Source organism: Rhizobium jaguaris (assembly GCF_003627755.1).
GTDB lineage: Bacteria > Pseudomonadota > Alphaproteobacteria > Rhizobiales > Rhizobiaceae > Rhizobium > Rhizobium jaguaris.
Window position 1 is genome coordinate 572754 of record NZ_CP032694.1, and the last position, 15324, is coordinate 588077.

The 15324-nt window shown below is 60.3% G+C and carries 16 protein-coding genes; 8 read left to right on the top strand and 8 right to left on the bottom strand.

The genetic code is table 11. The features are described 5' to 3' along the window. Positions 1–14: 14 nt before the first annotated feature. The 4 genes from CCGE525_RS02835 (at position 15) to CCGE525_RS02850 (ending at position 4905) form a co-directional block, all read left to right on the top strand. Positions 15–788 carry an enoyl-CoA hydratase gene (locus CCGE525_RS02835; protein ID WP_120702960.1) on the top strand — a complete coding sequence of 258 codons (774 nt, stop codon included), beginning with the start codon at positions 15–17 and terminating at the stop codon, positions 786–788. A gap of 191 nt (positions 789–979) precedes the next feature. After that, positions 980–1255, top strand: coding sequence for a 30S ribosomal protein S20 (gene rpsT, locus CCGE525_RS02840; protein ID WP_028750996.1), 276 nt, complete (start codon positions 980–982; stop codon positions 1253–1255). An 880-nt stretch (positions 1256–2135) separates the two neighbouring features. Then, positions 2136–3689 carry a chromosomal replication initiator protein DnaA gene (gene dnaA, locus CCGE525_RS02845; protein WP_120702961.1) on the top strand — a complete coding sequence of 518 codons (1554 nt, stop codon included), beginning with the start codon at positions 2136–2138 and terminating at the stop codon, positions 3687–3689. 133 nt (positions 3690–3822) lie between these two features. Next, the gene (locus CCGE525_RS02850; protein ID WP_120702962.1) at positions 3823–4905 is read left to right on the top strand and encodes a saccharopine dehydrogenase family protein; all 1083 of its coding nucleotides are present in this window, start codon (positions 3823–3825) and stop codon (positions 4903–4905) included. Positions 4906–4914: 9 nt separating this feature from the next. Here CCGE525_RS02850 and gcvA read toward each other — a convergent pair whose 3' ends face one another. Then, the gene (gene gcvA / locus CCGE525_RS02855) at positions 4915–5808 is read right to left on the bottom strand and encodes a transcriptional regulator GcvA (RefSeq protein ID WP_120702963.1); all 894 of its coding nucleotides are present in this window, start codon (positions 5806–5808) and stop codon (positions 4915–4917) included. Between the two features lie 146 nt (positions 5809–5954). Here gcvA and CCGE525_RS02860 point away from each other — a divergent pair, with 146 nt between their 5' ends. Together CCGE525_RS02860 and CCGE525_RS02865 are read left to right on the top strand one after the other, a co-directional pair. Beyond that, positions 5955–6917, top strand: a complete 963-nt coding sequence (locus CCGE525_RS02860; RefSeq protein WP_120702964.1) for a DMT family transporter — start codon at positions 5955–5957, stop codon at positions 6915–6917. A 30-nt stretch (positions 6918–6947) separates the two neighbouring features. Then, entirely contained in the window at positions 6948–8063 is a 1116-nt protein-coding gene (locus CCGE525_RS02865; protein ID WP_120702965.1) for an ISAs1 family transposase, read from the top strand. Positions 8064–8085: 22 nt separating this feature from the next. Here CCGE525_RS02865 and hemW read toward each other — a convergent pair whose 3' ends face one another. From hemW to rph, 4 genes are all read right to left on the bottom strand, one after another. Continuing rightward, on the bottom strand, positions 8086–9279 hold the full coding sequence (gene hemW, locus CCGE525_RS02870) for a radical SAM family heme chaperone HemW (RefSeq protein WP_245472078.1): 1194 nt from the start codon (positions 9277–9279) through the stop codon (positions 8086–8088). 19 nt (positions 9280–9298) lie between these two features. Continuing rightward, positions 9299–9943: an RdgB/HAM1 family non-canonical purine NTP pyrophosphatase gene (gene rdgB, locus CCGE525_RS02875; RefSeq protein WP_120702966.1), complete on the bottom strand. Its 645-nt coding sequence runs from the start codon at positions 9941–9943 to the stop codon at positions 9299–9301. Positions 9944–9954: 11 nt separating this feature from the next. Next, the gene (locus CCGE525_RS02880; protein WP_120702967.1) at positions 9955–10371 is read right to left on the bottom strand and encodes a VOC family protein; all 417 of its coding nucleotides are present in this window, start codon (positions 10369–10371) and stop codon (positions 9955–9957) included. A 196-nt stretch (positions 10372–10567) separates the two neighbouring features. Beyond that, complete coding sequence (rph, locus tag CCGE525_RS02885) at positions 10568–11284, bottom strand: ribonuclease PH (RefSeq protein ID WP_120702968.1); 717 nt, start codon at positions 11282–11284, stop codon at positions 10568–10570. A gap of 171 nt (positions 11285–11455) precedes the next feature. On the opposite strand from rph, the gene hrcA reads away from it, so the two are divergent. Then, the gene (gene hrcA / locus CCGE525_RS02890; RefSeq protein ID WP_120702969.1) at positions 11456–12544 is read left to right on the top strand and encodes a heat-inducible transcriptional repressor HrcA; all 1089 of its coding nucleotides are present in this window, start codon (positions 11456–11458) and stop codon (positions 12542–12544) included. Between the two features lie 49 nt (positions 12545–12593). Here the strand turns inward: hrcA and CCGE525_RS02895 are convergent, their stop codons facing one another. After that, on the bottom strand, positions 12594–13016 hold the full coding sequence (locus CCGE525_RS02895; protein ID WP_120702970.1) for a GFA family protein: 423 nt from the start codon (positions 13014–13016) through the stop codon (positions 12594–12596). A 221-nt stretch (positions 13017–13237) separates the two neighbouring features. Between CCGE525_RS02895 and grpE the strand changes: the two genes are divergently transcribed. Beyond that, positions 13238–13879, top strand: a complete 642-nt coding sequence (gene grpE, locus CCGE525_RS02900) for a nucleotide exchange factor GrpE (protein ID WP_120702971.1) — start codon at positions 13238–13240, stop codon at positions 13877–13879. An 87-nt stretch (positions 13880–13966) separates the two neighbouring features. On the opposite strand, the gene ptsN is transcribed toward grpE, so the two are convergent. Beyond that, complete coding sequence (gene ptsN / locus CCGE525_RS02905; RefSeq protein WP_120702972.1) at positions 13967–14431, bottom strand: PTS IIA-like nitrogen regulatory protein PtsN; 465 nt, start codon at positions 14429–14431, stop codon at positions 13967–13969. 86 nt (positions 14432–14517) lie between these two features. Further along, entirely contained in the window at positions 14518–15093 is a 576-nt protein-coding gene (gene hpf, locus CCGE525_RS02910) for a ribosome hibernation-promoting factor, HPF/YfiA family (RefSeq protein ID WP_120702973.1), read from the bottom strand. Positions 15094–15324: the final 231 nt, after the last annotated feature.

Consider the following 15324-nt stretch of genomic DNA (forward strand, 5'->3'; position numbering starts at 1 on the left):
GAAGGGAGAGACACATGGCCTATGAAACCTTGATCGTCGAAACGCATGAAGCCGTCGGTCTCATCAGGCTCAACCGGCCTCAGGCGCTGAATGCGCTGAATTCGACGGTACTCGCCGAATTGAAACAGGCCTACGGCTCTTTTCATGTCGACGAGACGATCGGCGCGATCGTGCTGACGGGCTCGGAAAAGGCCTTTGCCGCCGGCGCCGACATCAAGGAGATGCAGCCACTCGATTTTGCGGATGTGTACAAAAGCGATTTCATCAGCGGCTGGGACGAGATCGCCAAGGCGCGCAAGCCCGTTATTGCTGCCGTCAGCGGCTTTGCGCTCGGTGGCGGCTGCGAGCTTGCCATGATGTGCGATTTCATCATTGCCGCCGATACCGCAAAGTTCGGCCAGCCCGAGATCACGCTCGGCATCATCCCTGGCATGGGCGGCTCGCAACGCCTGACGCGCGCGGTCGGTAAAGCGAAGGCGATGGATTTGGTCTTGACGGGCCGGATGATGGATGCCGCCGAAGCGGAGCGTTGCGGCCTGGTATCGCGCATCGTGCCGGCCGACAAGCTGGTCGAAGAGGCATTGGCCGCTGCCGCCAAGATCGCCTCGCTGTCGCGCCCCTCGGTATTGATGGCCAAGGAGGCGGTCAACCGGGCGCTGGAGACGACCCTGGAAGAGGGCCTGCGCTTCGAGCGCCGGCTTTTCCATAGCCTGTTTGCCACCGAGGATCAGAAGGAAGGCATGGCCGCCTTCATCGAAAAGCGCAAACCCGTCTTCAAGAACAGGTGAAACGAGATTCCGGAATTGCGCGGGTTCCGTGAGAATCCGCGTTGACGCCGCCGCTCATTCCGGCTATATGCCCGCCACAGTTTGGAAAGCCGATCTGGTTTTCCGCAATTGCTCCCGCATTGCTGGATGAAGAGGCCGCAGGGCCCGCGCTGCACTGACGGAGTTATGTTCGAATTCTAAGAGAGGCATACATGGCCAATACCAGCTCGGCGAAAAAAGCGACCCGCAAGATCGCCCGCCGCACCGAAGTCAACAAGGCTCGTCGCTCGCGCGTTCGCACTTTCGTCCGCCAGGTCGAAGAAGCCATCGCATCGGGTGATGCGGATCGTGCGAAGGAAGCCTTCCTCGTAGCGCAGCCGGAACTGGCTCGCGCAGCCACCAAGGGCGTCCTGCATGCCAACACCGCTTCCCGCAAGGTCTCGCGTCTTGCCAAGCGTGTGAAGGCGCTTTCGGCTCCGACCGCGTAATTTTTCCTTAACGATTTAATCGTTAAACTTGAGCCCGGCCCTTGTGCCGGGCTTTTTGGATTCGGTCAGAATCGACCCGTATCGTTAAAATGTAGCCGGCTGATCATGTCACTGAAGTGACAGAAAAATTTGTTTAAAAACAAATACTTATGGCAGGATGCCATAATGTTGGGTGATCTGCGTGACGTGCTGCAGGCTCGTAGGTGAGTCAAGGGATTTTTTATTTTTTTTGTTTTGAAAGCTGTGTGAATCGCGCTGAACGCGAATCTCCTTGATTCAAAAGCGATTCTTTTTTGACGGGGTTGTGACACTCAAAAACGGCCTCCAGAGTCAAGGACCGCCTCTTAATTTTGTGTAAAATTCATCGTTGATCTCCGCCTGCGATCCTGCCTAAATGGCTTCCAACAAGGGGCGCGGACATCATCTGAAACGGCTTTGGCAAGCACTGCCACTAAAGGCAGTGAGGGTGGTTTTTTGTTCCTTGTGACGGAGCGGTTCAGTTCCGTTTTTTCAAACAGTTGACGAGTTAAGGCCGCAAGCGGTAACGCCTGCGGAACGAGGAAACTTGTCTGCTCTTTGCAGCCTAAGTCCCAAGCGTGGCTGCGGGGAGGGGAGAAAAATTGACAGCCGTTTGGCGCAGTCGCTCGGAGTACGAGGACCGAGTGGCTGCTCCAGATGCAGGCACCAAGGCGAAAACCGCTCGAGGAGCAGTTTTCGCCAAGGTGTTTCGCATAAGGTCCGTTTGGCTGGACCAGGCTGATGAACCGGCATGCGGCGAGCTCACAGCAACGAGCGCGACCGTTATGCCATGGCGTAGACCTAAGGGCGGCGGTATTATCTAATTTCCGTCCTATAAAAAGAGACTGTGGAAGGCGGCATTATGCAGATGATTACGAGAACGACGGGTGCATTTGAAAATGGGGACAATGCACAGCAGGCGTTCAGTACGGTTTGCCTTGAAGCGGCGGGGGAAAAGGGAGACATGAAGCATAACGTGTTGTTCGAGCGTGTCAGTGCACGCTTGAAGGCCCAGGTCGGTCCGGATGTTTATGCCAGCTGGTTTGCACGGCTTAAGCTGCACTCGGTATCGAAGAGCGTCGTACGGCTGACTGTTCCGACGACCTTTCTGAAATCCTGGATCAACAATCGTTATCTCGATCTGATCACCAGCCTGTTCCAGGCAGAAGATGCTGAAATCCTGAAGGTTGAAATTCTGGTGCGCACGGCGACCCGGCCCGGTGCGAAGTCCTGCGCGGATGAACACGTGGCTGTTCCCGACGCGGCTTCGGTGGCGCCGATCCGCCGCCCTGTGGCTCAGCCGGCCGGTCAGGTCGTTGCCCAGGCGGTCAGTGCGGCAGTCGCCGCGCGGCCGGCGACCGCGGGTACGCCGCTGTTCGGCTCGCCGCTCGATTCCCGCTTCACCTTCGATACCTTTGTCGAAGGCAGCTCGAACCGCGTCGGCCTCGCCGCGGCAAAGACCATTGCCGAAGCCGGCTCCGGCGCCGTGCGGTTCAATCCGCTCTTCGTTCATGCAACGGTCGGACTCGGCAAGACGCACCTCTTGCAGGCGATCGCCAATGCCGCCGTGCAGAACCCGCGCGCTCTGCGCGTCGTCTATCTGACGGCGGAATATTTCATGTGGCGCTTTGCCACCGCAATTCGCGATAATGATGCGTTGACGCTGAAGGACTCGCTGCGCAACATCGATCTTCTGATCATCGACGACATGCAATTCCTGCAGGGCAAGATGATCCAGCACGAGTTCTGCCATCTGCTCAACATGCTGCTCGACAGTGCCAAGCAGGTCGTCGTTGCGGCCGACCGCGCGCCTTGGGAGCTGGAATCGCTGGATCCGCGCGTGCGTTCGCGTCTTCAAGGCGGTGTTGCCATCGAAGTCGAAGCACCGGATTACGAGATGCGTCTCGAAATCCTCAAGCGCCGGCTGGATGCTGCCCGTCAGGATGATCCGTCGCTGGATATTCCGACCGAACTTCTCTCGCATGTCGCGCGCAATGTAACGGCAAGCGGCCGCGAGCTCGAGGGCGCTTTCAATCAACTGATCTTCCGCCGTTCTTTCGAGCCCAACCTGACGGTTGAGCGCGTCGACGAACTGCTTGCCCATCTCGTCGGCTCAGGCGAACCGCGCCGCGTCCGTATCGAGGACATCCAGCGTATCGTGGCGCGCCATTACAATGTCTCGCGTCAGGAGCTGGTCTCCAACCGCCGCACCCGCGTCATCGTCAAGCCGCGCCAGATCGCCATGTATCTGTCGAAGACGCTGACGCCGCGCTCCTTCCCGGAGATCGGTCGTCGCTTCGGTGGCCGCGATCACACGACGGTATTGCATGCGGTGCGCAAGATCGAGGAGCTGATTGCCGGTGACAGCAAGCTGTCGCATGAAATCGAGCTGTTGAAGCGTCTGATCAACGAATAATCTGCGACGCTATCAGCATTTTATCCACGGCCGGCTTCATTGCCGGCCGTTTTCATTTATGCGGTTTTTATTCTATAGGTGTCTGAAATACTGAATCGGATACCGGCCGGAGTACCGAAGGGAGAGGATACCTATGGGTTTTGACAGGATTGCCGTTCTCGGCCTCGGCAAGGTCGGGCGGCTTGCCGCCACATTGCTGCATGAAAGTGGTTTTGTCGTCACCGGCGTCGATGCGCGTTTGCCTGCGGAGACCGTGCCTTTCGCCTGCGAAGCAGGCGATGTCTCCAATCCGGCATTGATCGGCAATCTCTTTTCCCGCGTCGATGCCGTGCTCTCCTGCCTGCCGTTTCACCTGAACGCTGAACTGGCACGCCTGGCCCATGGCGTCGGCATTCATTACTTCGACCTGACCGAGGATGTGCCGACCACGAACGGTATTATCGAACTTGCAAGGAGCGCCCGCGGTCTGATGGCGCCACAATGCGGCCTGGCGCCCGGTTTCGTCGGCATTGTCGGCGCAAGCCTTGCAGACGTCTTCGATCGCTGCCGCTCGATCCGGATGCGCGTCGGTGCTTTGCCGCAGAATCCGACCGGACTGTTGGGTTATGCCTTCAACTGGTCGCCGGAGGGCGTGGTCAACGAATATCTGAACGACTGCGAAGTCATCGAGGGCGGTGTGCGCAAGCTGGTCTCGCCAATGGAATGGCACGAGACGCTCTATGTGAACGGCGTCAAGCTCGAAGCCTTCACCACCTCCGGCGGTCTCGGAACCATGTGCAGCACCATGCTCGGCCGGGTGGAAAACCTCGACTATAAAACCATGCGGTATCCCGGCCACATGGAACTGATGAATTTCTTCTTCCATGAGTTGCTGATGCGCGACCGCCGCCAGCTTGCAGGCGAGATCCTGACCGAGGCGAAGCCGCCGGTCGATGACGATGTCGTCTATGTCCATGTCTCGGCTGAAGGTATGATCAACGGCAATCTACGCCGGCGGGAATTCGTGCGGGCCTACTATCCGATCGAGATTGCCGGCGAGAGCCGCACCGCCATCTCCTGGACCACGTCGGCTTCCGTCGTGGCCGTCATCGAGCTGGTGCGCGCCGGGCGGCTGCCGTCGACCGGCTTCCTGCACCAGGAGCATATCCCGCTCCACACATTCCTGGAGACGCGGACCGGCAGCCTGTTCAAGGGCGGTATCACGCATCACGGATGATGTGCGCCTCTATGCCTGTGTCGTCTGCGGGACCTCGGAGAGCAGCCAGGCGCGAAAGGCGGCGACGGCTGGCCGCTCCAGAGCGGTCGGCGGATAGACCAGATGGTAGGCCAGCGTGCTGGCAAGCCCAATCGGAAAGGGCGCGACGATCGTGCCGTCAGCCAATTCCTTTTCAATGAAAGAGCGACGCATCAGCGCAATGCCGAGCCCCGCCTTCATGGCATGGTAGGCGCCGGTGCCGTCGGTAAAGATCGGCCCCCGCATGGCGTCCACCTTGGTTGTGCCTGCTGCCTGCAGCCAGAGCTGCCAGTCCCGCCGGTAGACATCATGGATCAGGGTCAGGCCGGCTAACGCGTCGGCTGCGGGTGAGGGGCCGAGGGTGGCGGCAACCTCGGGCGTGCAGACCGGCACATATTCGTCATCGAGCAGCCGCTCGCTTGCCAGCCCTTCGTAGCCGCCGAGGCCATGGCGAATGGCGATGTCGATGCCGTCGCGCTGGAAATCCATCATCCGGTGCGAGGCGCTGATCCGCAGATCGATCTCTGGATGCGCCTGTTCGAAACGCATCAGCCGCGGCACCAGCCAGTGCGTGGCAAAGCCGGCGGTGCAGGTGACGGTCAGCACCGTGTCCCGCGTTCGCATCGTCAGCGCCGCGGTCGCCTCCCGTACCAGGCGGAAGGCTGTGCGCAGCGTCGCGAAATAATCCGCACCATCAGCCGTCAATGCCAGGCCGCGCGCGCGGCGGTCGAAAAGCCGCACACCGAGCGCGGTTTCGAGATCGCGCACCTGCAGGCTGACCGCACCGGGGGTCACATGCAGCTCCCTGGCGGCGATCGTCATGCTCAGATGACGCGCCGAGGCTTCGAAGGCGCGCAGCGCCGAAAGGGAAGGCAATTGATCCATGACGATTGAGTTAAACTAAACAATTGAGCGAAAAAGACTCGTTTGCAAGAGCCTTATAATCGCGAGATTATCTCATCGATCTCGATGGTTGGCAAGAAAACCTATTCTCGCGGTCATCGAGCCAAACTAAAACATGAGATATCGCCATGGCGCAGAAATCAATGGGCGCGGCGGAATGGGTCATGCTGTTCGGATTGTCGATCCTGTGGGGCGGCTCGTTTCTGTTCAACGGCATCCTGGTACACGAACTGCCGCTCTTCACCATCGTCGCCGCACGTGTCGCGTTGGCGGCGATAGCCTTGCATGTCATCGTCCGGATGACCGGGCAGGCCATGCCGCGCGACCGGCAGGCTTGGGCTGCCTTCTTTGGCATGGGTGTCCTCAACAATGCCATTCCCTTCCTGCTGATCGTCTGGGGCCAGACGCACATCGCCAGCGGCCTGGCCTCCATTCTCAACGCTACGACGCCGCTTTTCGCCGTCGTGGTGGCGCATTTTCTGACGACGAATGAGAAAATGACCGGCAATCGCCTGATAGGCGTTGTCGTCGGTTTTGCCGGCGTCGCGCTGATGATCGGCCCGTCGGTCCTGAGCAGCCTCGGCTCGAATGTGCTCGGGCAGCTTGCCGTGCTCGGTGCTGCCTTCTCCTATTCGCTCGCCGGCATTTTCGGTCGCCGCTTCCGCCGCATGGGTCTCGCTCCGATCATCCCCGCGGCCGGACAGGTCACGGCCTCGACTGTCCTGCTGCTGCCGGTCGCGCTTTTTGTCGACCATCCTTGGATGCTCGACATGCCTTCGATCGAAACCTGGATGGCACTGGCTGGTCTGGCGATCCTCTCGACAGCAATCGCCTATGTCCTGTATTTCCGTATCCTGGCAACGGCGGGCGCCACCAACCTGATGCTGGTCACCTTCCTTATCCCCGTCAGCGCCATCCTGCTCGGCGCGCCGATTCTCGGCGAACAATTGCAGCCGAAGCACTTTATCGGCATGGCGATGATCGCGGTCGGCCTTGTGGCGATCGATGGACGATTGCTTACCCTCGCCCCTTCGGCAGGGGAATCGCATATGAGGAAGTTGTGGCGTTTGGTGAGGAATTGGATTCTGTAGGTTCTCCAGAAGTTGGTCTGGAGAGATTGCATGCGAGGCTTGCAGGATCTGTTTTGCGAATTGCCGGATGGTCGGGCAGCGAATGCCCGGCATTCTTTGGCTGATGTGTTGCTGATAGCCTTTGCTGCCATGTTGTGCGGGGCGGAAAGTTGCGTGGACTTTGCCGCCTTTGGCCGCGACAAGCAGGATGTGCTGAGCGAATTTCTGCAGTTGGATCATGGCGTTCCCAGTCACGACACATTTAGCCGGACGTTTCGTCTGCTGGAGCCTGCGGCATTCGAGGTGGTGTTTCGTCGCTTCATGACGGCCTTTGCCGCCGCGCTTGCCCATGCGCAAGGGGATCAGGACGAAAGACTGCCGGTGCTGGCGATTGACGGCAAATCGCTGCGCGGAGCGGTCGAGGCTGCTGGCAGCACGACGCCGCTGCATTTGGTGACGGTCTGGAGTGCCGAGCAACGGCTGGTTCTGGGCCAACGCCTGGCCGCCGGCCGCAGTGAAGTGACGGCGGCGCGTGAGATCATCGCCCTGTTAGATCTGGCCGGCAGCATCGTTACCGCCGACGCCTTGCATGGCAGTCGCCGGACGGCGCAAGCCATCCGGGCACGCAGTGGCGATTATGCCCTGATGATCAAAGGCAATCGCGGTCCGCTTCATCGGGCCGCGGCAGCCTTGTTCGCCAATGTCGAGCCGGCTGCCGCCGCAAGCCCGCACACATCCGCCGCGCACGGCCGGGTGGAAGAGCGTCGCGCCTGGGTCCGGGCGGTCCCGGATTGGGCCGAGACCTATCGCTTCGACGGCTTGGTCGCCATGGCCAGGATTGATGCGCGCCGCCTCGTCAACGGGCAGGAAGAACGCCAGACGCGATATGTCGCCCTATCGTGCCTGCTTCATCCCGACGAGGTCCTCAGGGTGGTGCGGGCTCATTGGTCCATCGAAAACAGCCAGCATTGGATTCTCGACGTCGCCTTCGGCGAAGATCGTATCCACACACGAAACGATCACACTGCGCAGAACCTCGCCATCCTCCGCCGTCTCGCCCTCAACCTGCTGCGATCCGATCCAACGAAGGACTCCATCCGCCTCAAAGTCAAAAAGGCGGGATGGAACAACTCCTTCCTCAAATCTCTCCTCGCTCAAATGCGATAGCCCTGCCTCGAGGGGGAGGTGATTAGCACGCTAGGTCCGCAACCACCGAATCGAGGATCAGCATGCCCGCCGGCGTGCAGCGCAGGCGGGAATTGCCGAGGCGCTCGATAAAACCGTGCTCCAGCAGAAGCTGCTCGCGCTTCGGATCCGGCTCCCTGCCGGAGAGCTGTTGCCAACGCACGAGATCGATCCCTTCCTTCAGGCGCAGGCCCATCAGCAGCAGCTCGTCGGCCTGCTCGTCGAAGCCGAGCATCTCTTGCTCGACCATGCCATGGCCGTCGCGCTCGACCAGCTCCAGCCAGCTTTCCGGCTTCCGCTCGGTGGATGTCGCCAGTTTCTTCGGGCCTTGGGTCAGCCGGCCGTGGGCACCGGGGCCAATGCCGGCATAGTCGCCATAGCGCCAATAGGTGAGATTGTGGCGGCTCTCCGCGCCGGGGCGTGCGTGGTTGGAAACCTCGTAGGCCGGCATGCCCTCGCGCTCGGTGATCTCTTGCGTCGCCTCATAGAGCAGCGCCGACTGGTCGCCATCCGGCACGATCAGCTTGCCCGCCTTGTGCAGCCCATAAAAGGGCGTGCCTTCCTCGATCGTGAGTTGATAGAGCGAGAGGTGATCGACGGCATAGGAGATCGCCTCCTTCAACTCACGCTCCCATTCCTCGACGGTCTGGTTCGGGCGAGCATAGATCAGGTCGAAGGACATGCGCGGGAAGATCTCGCGCGCCAGCTTGATCGCCTTCAACGCATCGGCGACGTCGTGGAGCCGGCCCAGGAATTTCAGGTCGCGATCGTTCAGCGCCTGCACGCCCATCGACACGCGGTTGACGCCGGCCGCACGATAACCGCGGAAACGCTCGGCTTCGACGCTGGAGGGGTTGGCCTCCATGGTGATCTCGATACCATCCGGCACATGCCAATACCTGGAAATGCCGTCGAGAAGGGCAGCGACCGTCTCCGGCTTCATCAGCGAGGGCGTGCCGCCGCCGAGGAAGATGCTGGTCACCGTCTTCGGGCCGCTGATCGCCCGCATCGACGCCATTTCCTTGAGGAAGGCGGCGGCGAAACGCTCCTGGTCGACCGGCTGATGGCGGACATGGCTGTTGAAATCGCAATAGGGACATTTGGCCGCACAGAAGGGCCAATGCGCATAGACGCCGAAACCGGGTTCACCGGTATCGGGTAACAACTGCGCCTCACGCGTCATTTCTTGCGAATCCATGATATCCACGGGCTTGAGCTTACGCCTCCAGGCAGGTTTCGACAAAGATCTTGAAGGCACGGGCCCGGTGCGACAGCGCCTGCGGTTCACCGGGCTTCCAGCCGTGCTTCTGCTCGGCGCTCATCTCGCCAAAGGTCACGTCGTAACCCTCAGGTTGGAACACCGGATCGTAGCCGAAGCCCTGTGTGCCGCGCGGCGGCCAGACGACGGTGCCCTCGACTTCGCCACGGAAAAGCTCGGTGTGTCCATCCGGCCAGGCAAGGCAAAGCACGCTGACAAAGCGCGCTGTGCGGCTCTCCGGCGACGTGGCGCCGGCCTTTTCCAAGGCGGTCTCGACCTTCTGCATCGCCATGGCGAAATCGCGCGTGCCATCAGGCGTTTCTGCCCAGTTGGCAGTGTAAACGCCGGGATCGCCGCCAAGTGCGTCGACCGCCAGGCCGGAGTCGTCGGACAATGCCGGCAGGCCGGAAGCAAGAGCGGAGGCCAGGGCCTTGATCGTCGCGTTTTCCTCGAAGGTGGTGCCGGTCTCGTCCGGTTCGATGAAATTGAGATCGGCGGCCGACTTGGCGGTAAAGCCGAATGGACCGATCAGGTCCTGGATTTCACGGATCTTGCCGGCATTGTGGCTGGCGACGACGATGGTCTTGGTATCGAGCTTGCGCATATGCTTTCCTGTCATAGGCCCCAGATCCGGGGTTCGGCGCATTCCAGGCTGTTGCCGGCCGGATCGCGGAAATAGATCGAGCGGCCGCCGTTCGGCCAATGAAAATCGGCCTCGATCGCGACGCCGGCGGCCTTCAGCTTTTGGGCCATCGCTTCGATATCGTTGCCACTGACCCGGAAGCAGACGTGACCGTGGCCTTTCGTGCCATGCGGCGGCACCGGCAAGGAACTCGATTCCGGCGGCTTCACCGTCTCATTACTGTTGAAGATCAATAGCACGCCCGGTCCGCAGCGATAGAAGACGTGACGGTTACCGGCGCGCGTGATCTTCTCCAGCTCGAGAACGCCGCCATAAAAGGCCTCGGCCGCATCCAAATCATTGGCATAGAGTGCGGTTTCAAGGATACTTTCGATTGTCGCATTGCTCATCGAGTTGGCCCCTCGCCCTAGCCCTCTCCCCGCTCGCGGGGCGAGGGGGCGACCTCATATATGGACGCCTCCCGATTCCCACGAAGCTGAGGGACGACGGCAGGCGCGTCTTGCCCTTCTCCCCGTGAAAACGGGGAGAAGGTGGCCGATAGGCCGGATGAGGGGCAAGCTGCACACTCCGCATTTGCTGATATCCTCAGGCAATCGCCTGCTTCTGCAGCTCCACCAGTTCGGCAATGCCGTTCTTGGCGAGATGCATCAGGGTGGTAAATTCCTCTTCGCTGAAGGGTGTTCCTTCCGCAGTGCCCTGGATTTCGACGATGCCGCCGGCGCCGGTCATGACGAAGTTGGCGTCGGTCTCGGCCGACGAGTCTTCGAGATAGTCGAGGTCGATCACCGGTTGGCCTGCGAAGATGCCGCAGGAAATCGCGGCGATATGATCCTTCAGGACACGGTCCGTCTTGATCATGTTGCGGTTTTCCATCCACTTCAGGCAGTCGTAAAGCGCGATCCAGCCGCCGGTGATCGAGGCCGTGCGGGTGCCGCCGTCGGCCTGGATGACGTCGCAGTCGAGCGTGATCTGGCGTTCGCCGAGCGCCTGCAGGTCGACGACGGCGCGCAGTGACCGGCCGATGAGGCGCTGGATCTCCTGCGTGCGGCCGCCCTGCTTGCCTGAGGCGGCTTCGCGCTTCATGCGTTCGCCGGTGGCGCGCGGCAGCATGCCGTATTCGGCCGTGATCCAGCCCTTGCCGCTATTGCGGAGCCATGGTGGCGTTTTTTCTTCCAGGCTTGCCGTGCAGAGCACATGCGTGTCGCCGAACTTGACCAGGCACGAGCCTTCCGCATGCTTGGAAAAATTGCGCTCGAATGACACCTTGCGCATCTGGTCGGTTTTTCTGCCTGAAGGCCGCATTCCACTCTCCTGAACGTTTATCGACCGCTTCTACGATCCATAGGCGGCTTTTGCAAAGGAAAAGCAGGATGAAGCGCCTCGTTTTGGCACCATTGACATTTTTCCCTTTTGCCATTGCTAACCGAATGATTATATTTGACTAAGGCTCAACAGAACGGGTTTGACAGCGAAATGGGGTTCACGACATCGTCGGTTTCGGATGCCATTGCCGCGCTGGACGAACGCTCGAAGGAAATCTTCCGCCGTATCGTCGAAAGTTATCTTGAGAATGGCGAACCGCTCGGCTCGCGCAATCTCTCGCGCCTGCTTCCCATGTCCTTGTCGCCAGCCTCCGTGCGCAATGTCATGAGCGACCTGGAAGAGCTTGGTCTGATTTATTCGCCGCATATCAGTGCTGGCCGCCTGCCAACGCAGGTCGGCCTGCGCTTTTTCGTGGATGCCTTCATGCAGGTCGGCGATCTCTCGGCGGAAGACCGCGCCACCATCGACCGTCAGGTGCGCGGCAGCAATCGCGCTCAGCCCATTGAATCGGTCATGACCGAGGCGAGCCGCATGCTTTCGGGCATTTCCCGCGGCGCCGGACTGGTGATCACCTCCAAGAGCGATCCGATACTGAAGCACGTCGAATTCATCCGGCTGGAGCCGACCAAGGCGCTCGCCGTGCTCGTCGGCGACCACGACCAGGTGGAAAACCGCATTATCGAATTGCCGGCCGGCGTTACCTCATCGCAGCTCACGGAAGCGGCGAATTTCCTCAACGCCCATATGACAGGCCAGACCCTGCCCGAGCTGCGCCGCCAGCTGCAGACGCTGAAGGAGAACGTGCGCCAGGAACTGGATACGCTGTCACGTGTGCTCGTCGAACGCGGCATCGCCGTCTGGTCGGGCGATGGCGATGACGGCAAGCCGACGCAGCTTATCGTGCGCGGCCGCGCCAATCTGCTGGCCGAAGTGGGGGGAGCTGAGGATCTGGACCGGCTTCGCCTGTTGTTCGACGATCTGGAGAAGAAGGACAGTCTGATCGAGATCCTGAACCTCGCCGAAAGCGGACCGGGCGTGCGCATCTTCATCGGCTCGGAAAACAAGCTCTTTTCGCTCTCCGGTTCCTCGCTGATCGTTGCACCTTATCGCGATGACGATGACCGGATCATCGGCGCCGTCGGCGTCATCGGCCCGACGCGGCTGAATTACGCACGCATCGTGCCGATGGTGGACTATACCGCCCAACTGATTTCCAGGCTGTCGCGGCCGGGGATGTGACGAGAAGCGGCTGCAGAGCGGACGCCAATTTGAACGCACAAAGATCGTTTTAGTCGGGAAGCAGGGTTCCCGATCCGCCCATCTCCGCCGGCATGTCTTTTTGCTTCGGCAGGCCGTCCCTCAGGTGCAGCACGGTGTTCCCGTAGTTGACATGAAGCATCGGCTGGAAGTCGAGCGTGGAAATGATGGCGGCGTAAACGTCGGTCACGCCCCATAAAGGATGCTCGGTCAGCAGATGGCCGCCGCAAATCTCGCACCATTTGCGCACGCTCTTTTCGCTTCTTTGATAGCCGCGGATGTGATCGGCACCCTTGGTCACGTGAACGGCGGCCGGCGGCCAGAGCGAGAAGGCGTTGACCGGCCCCGCGGACCATTCCCGACAGGAGTCGCAATGGCAGTAGCCCATCGCGGCCGGCTCGCCGTCGACCGCGATTTCCACCGCGCCACAGAAACATTTGCCTGAATAGGACATGGATCATACCTCACGCTGTGTTGAAACGGCGCCGACTATACCGGGAAAGGCTCTTCGATGGTAGAAGCCCCAACGGGGGAGGCCCATTCACCCGGTTGGTATTCGTGCAAATGCGATGGGATTGCCGGGAATCACCTGTTCTTCGCGACAAAGCCTTGATTTTTTCCGGCTAAACCTCGATATCGGGCACATTCAAAAGACAAAGCAATTCGGAGACCGTCATGACCGACGAAACAACGAAAACCGGACCTGACGCCACGGCGACTGACAATCCCGCGGGCTTTGCGCAAGAGGATGCTGAAACCGTGGAAACGGGCCAGCCCTCACAGCCGGATCCGGTCGAGCTGCTGAAGGCCGAAAATAGCGATCTTCGCGACCGCTATCTGCGCCTTGCCGCCGAGATGGATAACTTGCGCCGTCGTACCGAGCGCGACGTCAAGGATGCCAAGTCCTATTCCGTCGCCAGCTTCGCCCGCGACATGCTCGCCGTGTCGGACAATCTGCGCCGCACGCTGGAGGCCATCCCGGCGGAAGCCCGGGCCGAGGCCGATGCTGGCCTGAAGACGCTAATCGAAGGCGTGGAGATGACCGAGCGTTCCATGCTGTCGGCCTTAGAGCGCCATGGTGTCCGTCAGATCGAGCCTGTCGGCCAGAAGTTCGATCCCAACTTCCATCAGGCAATGTTCGAGGTCCCGAACACCGAAGTGCCGAACAATACGGTCGTGCAGGTGGTGCAGGCCGGCTTCGTCATCGGTGAGCGCGTTCTGCGTCCGGCGATGGTCGGCGTTGCCAAGGGCGGCCCGAAGGTTGCCGAGATTTCCGAACCGGGCGCCAACAGCCCGTTCGACGAAAAAGACGCCTGAGCCTCAAGCCGTGTATAAAAAGCCAGAGCCGGATGACCCTGGTCGTCCGGCTCTTGCTTTGTCCGCGTTTGAGTTCGGGTCGATCCGTTAGGCTGCGTTGGACGCCTGCTCTTCGTTGAGGAAAGCATAGATTGCCGAGGCCGATTCCGTGGCGCGCAGCTTGGCGACGAGATCTTGGTCACGCAGCACGCGGGCAATACGCGACAGCGCCTTTAGATGGTCTGCGCCGGCGCCTTCGGGAGCGAGTAGCAGGAAGACGAGGTCGACGGGTTGGTCGTCCAGTGCCTCGAAATCAACCGGTACTTCCAGACGCGCGAAAATACCGATGATGGATTTGATGCTGGTGAGCTTGCCGTGGGGAATGGCGATGCCGTTGCCGACGCCCGTGGAGCCCAGGCGCTCGCGCTGCAACACGACGTCGAAAATCTCGCGCTCGGGCAGTCCGGTCAATTTGGAGGCCTTGGCTGCCAGCTCCTGAAGCAATTGTTTTTTGGAATTTGCCCTCAAGGCGGGGATGATCGCATCTTGGTGCAGCAAATCTGCCAATGCCATTCTCTTTATCCTTCGTGTCGCCGAGATCCGATAACGGAGGAGCGGCGGCCGGCTGATTGTGTGGAGCCGCCGCTCATCTTCTTTTCTCAGCCTTTGATATTGGCTGCGTCGATCCAGCCAATGTTGCCGTCCTGACGACGGTAAACGATGTTCAAATGTTCTTTGCCGGGGCTGCGGAAGAGCAGCAGCGGCTCGTCGGTCATGTCGAGCGCCATCACGGCGGTCGCGACCGACATGGTCTTCAGCTGTTTCGTGCTTTCAGCGACGATCGCCGGCGCGAAATCGGCAGGGACTTCATCCTCGTCATCCGGTACGCCGTCCATGACGGTATAGGCGACCTCAGCGAGGCCGTTTGTGTGGTTGCCGGCCTGATGATCCTTCAGCTTACGCTTATAGCGGCGCAGGCGCTTTTCGATCCGTTCGGACGCTGCATCAAAAGCCAATTGCGGATCCATCGCCTCTCCGGCGGCATGCAGAACGACGCCACTGTCGAGATGAAGTTTGCAATCGGCCGCGAAGCGGGAACTGGATTTCTGTACCGTCACCTGGCCTGAATACCCCCCGTCGAAGTATTTCGTAACGGCCGTTCCGATCTGGTCTTCAATCCGTTGGCGGAAGGAGTCACCAATTTCCATATGTTTCCCGGAGACACGCACACTCATGGAGTTTCCCTTCTTGTCGTGGTTATTGCGCGTATCAGTTTACGCCAAGCCTCAAGCTCATCCAAGCACTTCACGCGGTCAAAGACAAATTGCCTTTGTCAGGCACCTTGGGGATGATGGGGATAAGTTCATGGCAGTGATGTCCTGCAACGATTGCGGCGGGCTTCTAGCCCCGCCACATCGGAAAGTCAACTGAATCTTAAGGATCCGTTAGCGGATTCGCAGTCTGCG

What these genes read in the sequence shown, in the direction of transcription:
- CCGE525_RS02835 (WP_120702960.1), top strand. Translation starts at nt 15, where the DNA reads ATGGCCTATGAAACCTTGATCGTCGAAACGCATGAAGCCGTCGGTCTC.
- rpsT (WP_028750996.1), top strand. Translation starts at nt 980, where the DNA reads ATGGCCAATACCAGCTCGGCGAAAAAAGCGACCCGCAAGATCGCCCGC.
- dnaA (WP_120702961.1), top strand. Translation starts at nt 2,136, where the DNA reads ATGCAGATGATTACGAGAACGACGGGTGCATTTGAAAATGGGGACAAT.
- CCGE525_RS02850 (WP_120702962.1), top strand. Translation starts at nt 3,823, where the DNA reads ATGGGTTTTGACAGGATTGCCGTTCTCGGCCTCGGCAAGGTCGGGCGG.
- gcvA (WP_120702963.1), bottom strand. Translation starts at nt 5,808, where the DNA reads ATGGATCAATTGCCTTCCCTTTCGGCGCTGCGCGCCTTCGAAGCCTCG.
- CCGE525_RS02860 (WP_120702964.1), top strand. Translation starts at nt 5,955, where the DNA reads ATGGCGCAGAAATCAATGGGCGCGGCGGAATGGGTCATGCTGTTCGGA.
- CCGE525_RS02865 (WP_120702965.1), top strand. Translation starts at nt 6,948, where the DNA reads ATGCGAGGCTTGCAGGATCTGTTTTGCGAATTGCCGGATGGTCGGGCA.
- hemW (WP_245472078.1), bottom strand. Translation starts at nt 9,279, where the DNA reads ATGGATTCGCAAGAAATGACGCGTGAGGCGCAGTTGTTACCCGATACC.
- rdgB (WP_120702966.1), bottom strand. Translation starts at nt 9,943, where the DNA reads ATGCGCAAGCTCGATACCAAGACCATCGTCGTCGCCAGCCACAATGCC.
- CCGE525_RS02880 (WP_120702967.1), bottom strand. Translation starts at nt 10,371, where the DNA reads ATGAGCAATGCGACAATCGAAAGTATCCTTGAAACCGCACTCTATGCC.
- rph (WP_120702968.1), bottom strand. Translation starts at nt 11,284, where the DNA reads ATGCGGCCTTCAGGCAGAAAAACCGACCAGATGCGCAAGGTGTCATTC.
- hrcA (WP_120702969.1), top strand. Translation starts at nt 11,456, where the DNA reads ATGGGGTTCACGACATCGTCGGTTTCGGATGCCATTGCCGCGCTGGAC.
- CCGE525_RS02895 (WP_120702970.1), bottom strand. Translation starts at nt 13,016, where the DNA reads ATGTCCTATTCAGGCAAATGTTTCTGTGGCGCGGTGGAAATCGCGGTC.
- grpE (WP_120702971.1), top strand. Translation starts at nt 13,238, where the DNA reads ATGACCGACGAAACAACGAAAACCGGACCTGACGCCACGGCGACTGAC.
- ptsN (WP_120702972.1), bottom strand. Translation starts at nt 14,431, where the DNA reads ATGGCATTGGCAGATTTGCTGCACCAAGATGCGATCATCCCCGCCTTG.
- hpf (WP_120702973.1), bottom strand. Translation starts at nt 15,093, where the DNA reads ATGAGTGTGCGTGTCTCCGGGAAACATATGGAAATTGGTGACTCCTTC.